This is a genomic window from Mesorhizobium sp. GbtcB19, from assembly GCF_019091085.1.
Classification (GTDB): Bacteria; Pseudomonadota; Alphaproteobacteria; order Rhizobiales; family Rhizobiaceae; genus Mesorhizobium.
Window position 1 is genome coordinate 1 of the sequence record NZ_JAGXJY010000291.1, and the last position, 262, is coordinate 262.

The window sequence follows — 262 nt, forward strand, 5'->3', positions numbered from 1 at the left end:
TTGGCATCGTATCCATCAAGTACCTGGAGTGTATATTTGCCCAAAACATCAAACGTTTTTATATGAAACAATAGTTCCAGTAAAAGCGGGTAATCAACACGAATATATTATTGCGACACCTGAAAATACTGCAAATAAGAAAAAATTGTTGGAAGTCAACGAAAGAGATAAGGAAGTTTTACTTACTTATGCAAAATATGTTGAAGAATTATTGAATAGTAATTATCAGCAACAGAATCAGGTTCAACTGCAACAACAATAT

General features: G+C 32.1%; 1 protein-coding gene. It reads left to right on the plus strand.

Annotation, left to right across the window (positions count from 1 at the left end):
* Positions 1-262: TniQ family protein (locus KVT37_RS32330; protein WP_217579043.1), on the plus strand; the 262-nt coding region annotated here is incomplete at both ends.